Raw genomic sequence first — 5,891 nt, 5'->3', positions numbered from 1 at the left:
GAGCTGGCTCCGTGATCCGCGCGTTCGACGCCTTTTCGCTGCCGGTGCTGCGCTGGCTCGACCCCGAGGACGCCCATCGCCTCGCGATCCAGGGCCTGCGCTTCCTGCCGCCGACCAAGCCGCGCGCCGATGACCCCAAGCTCGCGGTGCGCGCCTTCGGGCTCAACTTTCCCAATCCCATCGGCATGGCGGCCGGCTTCGACAAGAGCGCCGAGGTGCCGGACGCGCTGCTGCGGCTCGGCTTCGGCTTCGTCGAGATCGGCTCGGTGACGCCGAAGCCGCAAGAAGGCAACCCGCGGCCGCGGCTGTTCCGGCTCGAACGCGACGAGGCGATCATCAACCGCATGGGCTTCAACAACGACGGCGCGGACGTCGCACTGCGCCGGCTCGCTGCGCGGGCGCAGCACGGCGGCATCGTCGGCGTCAATGTCGGCGCCAACAAGGATTCGCCCGATCGCGTCGCCGATTACGTCAAGCTGATCGAGACCTTCGCGCCGGTGGCGAGCTATTTCACCGTCAACGTCTCCTCGCCGAACACGCCCGGCCTGCGCAATCTTCAGGAGGGCGCGCTGCTCGACGAGCTCCTCGCGCGCGTGATCGACGCGCGCGAGCGCGTCAGGCAGAAGGCCGGCGACACGCCGGTATTGCTCAAGATCGCTCCGGATCTCAGCCTCGCCCAGCTTGACGACGTCGTGCAAGTCGCGCGCTCGCGCCGCGTCGACGGCATGATCGTGTCCAACACTACGATCGCGCGGCCGAGCACGCTGCGGGAGCAGACCCGGGCGAAGGAGCAAGGCGGCCTGTCCGGGCGGCCGCTGTTCCGTCTGTCGACGCGCATGGTCGCTGAGACCTATGTCCGTGTCGAGGGCGCGTTCCCGTTGATCGGCGTCGGCGGCGTGGACTCCGGTGGCGCCGCGCTGACCAAGATCCGCGCCGGCGCCAGCCTGATCCAGCTCTATTCGTCGCTGGTGTACAAGGGCCTCGGTCTCGTCGACGAGATCAAGCGCGACCTCACCTCGACGCTGCTCCGCACCGGGCGGGATTCGCTGTCCGAGATCGTCGGCGCCGATGCGGCGACGCTGACCGCGGAAGACTGGCCGGGGGTGTGAGGCCCTTCCAGTGCCCCGGACGCAGCGCAGCGCGCCGACTTCGGCGTGGTGCGCTACAGAGCCGGGGCCCATGTGGCGGCGCTCTGGGTCCCGGCTCTGCGCAGCAGCGTTTCACGCTGCAGCGCGTCCGGCACATGAACATTTCCTCGCAGCGCTCGCCTACGGTCTCGAGAACGTCGCCCGATACAGCGCCTGGTATCTCGCACCCTGCAAGCCACCGCGCGCGACGTAGAACGCGATCAGCGCGCACCACAGCCCGGTGTTGCCGAGGGATTGCAGCGCCAGCCAGACGCCGAAGAAGATCGCGAGCGAGGCCAGCATCAGATTGCGCATCTCGCGCGCCCAGGTGGCGCCCACATAGATGCCGTCGAAGCCGAACGCGAACACGCCGGGGATCGGCGCCAGCACGATGAACGGCAGGAACTCGCGCGCGGCGCGACGAACGTCCTCGCTGGCCGTCATGACATTGATCAGGTTGGGACCGAAGAGCGCGAACAGCACCGAGACGACCATCGCGAAGCCGAGTCCCCACAGCAGCACCAGTCGGGTGGAATCCAGGAAACCTTTTGCGTCGCGTGCCCCCAGCGTGCGGCCGCAGAGTTGCTGGGCCGCGTTGCCGATGCCGTCGAGGAAGAAGGCGCTGACCAGCAGGAAATTGTTGAGAACCGAGTTCGCCGCCAGCGTCACGTCGCCGGCGCGCGCGCCCTTGGCGGTGAAGAACAGGAACACGGCGATCAGCGCCGCGGTGCGGATCAGGATATCGGTGTTCACCGCCAGCAGCCGCATCAGCTTTTCGCGGTCGAACAGCGTTGCACGGGGGACGGCGAAGCCACCGGCGGCGAAGCGTCGGCACACGATCAGGCCGAGGACGAAGCCTGATGTCTCCGACAGCAGCGCGGCGATCGCTGCGCCGGCGATGCCGGTGTCATAGACCAGCACCAGCAAAATCGTCGCCGCCATGTTGACGAGGTTGATGACGACCTGCAGCGCAAGCGCCGGATTGGCACGGCCTTGTCCCACCAGCCAGCCGAGGATGACGTAGTTGGCGAACGCGAACGGCGAGGACCAGATCCGGATCATGAAGTAGGTCTTGGCGGCCCGCGTCACGCCGTCGCTGCCACCCATCAGGTCGAACAGCACGCCGGCGAGCGGAAGTTGCAGCACGATCAGCGCGAGCCCGATCAGGCCGGCGACGATGAAGCCGCGCACCAGGATCACGGTCTGCTCCCGCGTCTCGCCGGCACCGAGCGCCTGCGCGGTAAACGCCAGCGTGCTCATGCGCAGGAAGCCGAACAGCCAGAACAGGCAATCGAAGATGATCGAGGCCATCGCGACGCCGCCGAGCAGCGCGGCATCATCGAGCCGTCCGATCGCGGTGGTCGAGACCACGCCGATCAGCGGCGTAGTCAGGTTCGCGACCATGGCCGGTCCGGCAATGGCGAACACTTGTCGGGAGCTGATCCTGGGATGAACCGGCGCGTGCATGTCAGAACACGATCACCATGCCATCTTCGGCGGCGAGGTGCTCGACCTCACCCAGGCGCGACAGCATGTCGTCGCTCATATGGGTGAGGACGAGCCGTTTTGCGCCGATTGCTGGCAAGTGCTGTTCCAAGGTCTTCAGGCTGAGATGGTTCTTGACGACCTTCTCGTACATATAGGCCTCGGCAATGAAAAGGTCCGCGCCATGCGCCAGCGGAATGAGCGTCTCCGTCCATTCGGTATCGGCGCTGTAGGCGAGCGTGCGACCCCCGGCCTCGACGCGGTAGGCCAGGAAAGGTCCGCCGGATTCGCCGTGCACCACCGGATAGGGCGTCACCGTCACCGCGCCGAAGATCCGGCTCTGCCCGGGGGCGAGTTCGACGACATCAAGCTCGAAGCGCTGCCTGGTCTTCGAGGCGTGCTCGAATAGCGCCTCCATCACCTCGCGCAGCCGCCGCTCGATGCCTTGCGGGCCCGCGATCGTGAGCGGCCGCGTCCGCCGCGAGAATTGCGCGTCGAGCAGGAGGAACGGCAGCCCGGCGAAATGGTCGCCGTGGAAATGCGTGATGAGGACGAGATCGATCTCGTCGCAAGCGATCTCCAGACGCTTCAGCGCCGGCAGCGCCGACGCGCCGCAATCAATCAGGAAGCTGGCCTCGCGCCCGGAGACGTGGAAGCAGGTGTTGAGCCTGCCGCCGGAGCCGAAGGCATCACCGCAGCCGACGAAACGCAATTGCATCGGCCGCGAGCTCCCGAATCCTCACCGGCCGCGCGGCGCGCCGAACACGCGCGACAGCAGCCAGATCGGGATCACGATGACCGCGCCGAGCAGGAAGTAGCGCCACAGCCAGTTCACGGTGTCGAAGCCGAGATCCCAGAGACGCTGGAACAGCAGGCGGATGCTGTAGAGGATGTTCCAGGGATCGAACCCGATCGCCGCCAGCACGACGCCGACCAGGATCGAGAGCAGGACCAAGCGGAACGCGACGGCCAGCGGCGAGCCGCCGAGAAAGCGGTTCAGGCCGTCGCTGCGGCCGGCCGGCAAATCTCTGACGTCTTGGACCATCGCAAACTCCCGAAGCGGATTCGAGCCCATTATAGGCACGGCGAGGGACATGGGGAACCCGCAAGGGGCCGTCAATCGGGTTACCGGAGTTTAATTCGGACAAGCGTGCTGGCGGGAGAGGAGCGCACTGCTGTCGCGGAGAGACCGACCGCTTCACATTTCGATCTCCGCCGCTTGCGCCCTCAACATCTTCTCCAGCGTTTCCAGCCTGTCTGCTTCCCGTGGCGGCTTGTCCCAGCGCAGGCGGCTGATGCGGGGGAAGCGCATGGCGACGCCGGACTTGTGGCGCGGCGAGCGCTGCAGGCCCTCGAAGGCGACCTCCAGCACCAGCCCCTGGTCCGGCTCGTGAACGACATGGCGAACCGGGCCGAACTTTTCCGTGGTGTTGCGACGGACGAAACGGTCGATCTGCAACAGCTCCTCGTCGGTGAAGCCGAAATACGCCTTGCCGACCGGCACCAGCTCGTCGCCGCTATCGCCCGCGGTCCAGACACCGAAGGTGTAGTCGGAATAGTAGGACGAGCGCTTGCCGTGGCCGCGCTGTGCGTACATCAGCACGGCGTCGATGATGTGCGGGTCGCGCTTCCACTTCCACCACTGGCCCTTCGGCCGCCCCGGCAAATAAGGCGCATCGCGCCGCTTCAGCATGACGCCCTCGACGGCATCCGCATCCTCGCCGGCGCCGGCGCTCGCGGGATCCGCGCGCACGGCGGTCAGCGCCTCCCAGCTCGTGAAGGCAATGGTGGGCGACAGATCGATGCGGGGATCGTCGAGCTTTCTGATGAAGATTTCCAGCCGCTCGCGCCGCTCGGCAAAAGGCAGCTCGCGCAGATCGTTCTCGTCGTCGCCGAGCAGATCGTAGGCGCGCAAGTGAATGGGAAACTCCTTGATCAGCTTCGGGGAAACGACCTTGCGATTGAGCCGCTGCTGCAGGACGTTGAAACTCTGCACGCGGCCCTCGCGCAGGATCAGAAGCTCGCCGTCGATCGCGCCGGGCAGGCGCAGCGACGGCACGAGATCCGGAAAGCTCCCCGTGATGTCCTCGCCGGTGCGCGAATAGAGCCGCGCCGTGATGTGCCCGCGCTCGTCGCGGCCCGCCACCGCCTGCACGCGGATGCCGTCCCATTTCCATTCGGCGATGTAGTCGGCGGGATCGAGCGCGGCGAAATCGCTGTTCTCGATCGCATGCGCGAGCATCACGGGACGGAACGGCGCGGGGTCGCGATTGATCGGCTTGTCTGCGCGCCCCTCCAGCCAAGCGAACAGCTCGAGATAGGGCGGTGCAAGGCCAGGCCAGATCAGCTCGACCTCATGCGGGTCCTTGTCGCCGAGCGCGGCGGCCGCGGTCTTGGCGAGGCGCGCGGAAATGCCGATGCGCAGTACGCCGGTGACGAGCTTCAAGAGCGCCCAGCGACCGGTCTCGTCGAGCTCGTCGAGCCAGCGCTCGAGCTGCCTCGGCAGCTCGCTCTTGCCGAGCGTGCGCAGCGTCGTGACGACCTCGGTGAGCGTCGGGGGCGGTGGGTTGTTGTGGGCGGCGAGCGCCGTCTTCGGCCACATCAGCGCCACCGTCTCGGAGAGGTCGCCGACATAGTCGTAGCTCAAACCGAACAGCACCTCGTCCGTGCGCGATGCGATGAGATCGCGGATCAGCGCGGGCTTGGCGTGCTTGAAGCTGAGCGCCCCGGTCAGCGCGGCCAACGCGTAGCCGCGGTCGGGATCGCCGGTCTCGCGGAAATAGCCGGTGATCAGGCGCAGCTTGTTGTTGCGGCCGGGCTCGTAGGCGAGCCGGTCCAGGAGTTCGGCGAAGCGGTTCATGCCTCGCCCTCGCCTTGAAGCTGGGCCTCGCCCTCTTCCTCATCGCCATAGCCGACGAGATCGAGCGGCTGCGCTTTCAGGCCCTTGCTCCGGCACCAATGCACCAGCGCATCCTCCTGGCCGTGCGTGACCCAGATCTCGCCGGCGCCGGTCGCCGTGATGGTCGCGATGAGGCCGTCCCAGTCGGCATGGTCGGAGATCACCAGGGGCAGCTCGACCCCGCGCTGCCGCGCGCGAGCGCGTACACGCATCCAGCCCGAGGCGAACGCGGTGACCGGATCAGGAAAGCGCCGCGTCCACAGATCCGATGTCGCAGAGGGCGGCGCCAGCGTGATGGTGCCGGCGAGCGCCGCTTTCTTGACGCCCTTCACCGGCCTGAGCTCACCAAGCTCGATGCCGCGGCTCTGGTAGTATTCGGA

At 67.1% G+C, this 5,891-nt stretch carries 5 protein-coding genes and 1 pseudogene; 1 reads left to right on the top strand and 5 read right to left on the bottom strand.

All coding sequences use genetic code 11. The features are described 5' to 3' along the window. Positions 1-11: 11 nt before the first annotated feature. The gene (locus JHD07_RS30830; RefSeq protein ID WP_291628991.1) at positions 12-1,109 is read left to right on the top strand and encodes a quinone-dependent dihydroorotate dehydrogenase; all 1,098 of its coding nucleotides are present in this window, start codon (positions 12-14) and stop codon (positions 1,107-1,109) included. A 159-nt stretch (positions 1,110-1,268) separates the two neighbouring features. Here the strand turns inward: JHD07_RS30830 and JHD07_RS30825 are convergent, their stop codons facing one another. The 5 genes and pseudogenes from JHD07_RS30825 to JHD07_RS30805 all read right to left on the bottom strand — a co-directional run. Next, on the bottom strand, positions 1,269-2,594 hold the full coding sequence (locus JHD07_RS30825) for an MATE family efflux transporter (RefSeq protein WP_291628989.1): 1,326 nt from the start codon (positions 2,592-2,594) through the stop codon (positions 1,269-1,271). Position 2,595: 1 nt separating this feature from the next. Beyond that, entirely contained in the window at positions 2,596-3,330 is a 735-nt protein-coding gene (locus tag JHD07_RS30820) for an MBL fold metallo-hydrolase (protein ID WP_291628987.1), read from the bottom strand. Positions 3,331-3,351: 21 nt separating this feature from the next. Continuing rightward, positions 3,352-3,657: a DUF6460 domain-containing protein gene (locus tag JHD07_RS30815; protein WP_291628985.1), complete on the bottom strand. Its 306-nt coding sequence runs from the start codon at positions 3,655-3,657 to the stop codon at positions 3,352-3,354. Between the two features lie 153 nt (positions 3,658-3,810). Further along, complete coding sequence (locus JHD07_RS30810) at positions 3,811-5,472, bottom strand: ATP-dependent DNA ligase (RefSeq protein WP_291628983.1); 1,662 nt, start codon at positions 5,470-5,472, stop codon at positions 3,811-3,813. Further along, positions 5,469-5,891, bottom strand: a pseudogene (locus JHD07_RS30805) (DNA ligase-associated DEXH box helicase); the annotation flags it as partial. The gene JHD07_RS30810 and the pseudogene JHD07_RS30805, both read right to left, overlap by 4 nt.

This window comes from Bradyrhizobium sp. (assembly GCF_016462955.1).
Lineage (GTDB): Bacteria > Pseudomonadota > Alphaproteobacteria > Rhizobiales > Xanthobacteraceae > Bradyrhizobium.
The sequence above is the reverse complement of the archived record's forward strand: the minus strand, read 5'-3'. Positions and strand labels throughout refer to the sequence as shown.

What these genes read in the sequence shown, in the direction of transcription:
- JHD07_RS30820 (WP_291628987.1), bottom strand. Translation starts at nt 3,330, where the DNA reads ATGCAATTGCGTTTCGTCGGCTGCGGTGATGCCTTCGGCTCCGGCGGC.
- JHD07_RS30815 (WP_291628985.1), bottom strand. Translation starts at nt 3,657, where the DNA reads ATGGTCCAAGACGTCAGAGATTTGCCGGCCGGCCGCAGCGACGGCCTG.
- JHD07_RS30810 (WP_291628983.1), bottom strand. Translation starts at nt 5,472, where the DNA reads ATGAACCGCTTCGCCGAACTCCTGGACCGGCTCGCCTACGAGCCCGGC.
- JHD07_RS30825 (WP_291628989.1), bottom strand. Translation starts at nt 2,594, where the DNA reads ATGCACGCGCCGGTTCATCCCAGGATCAGCTCCCGACAAGTGTTCGCC.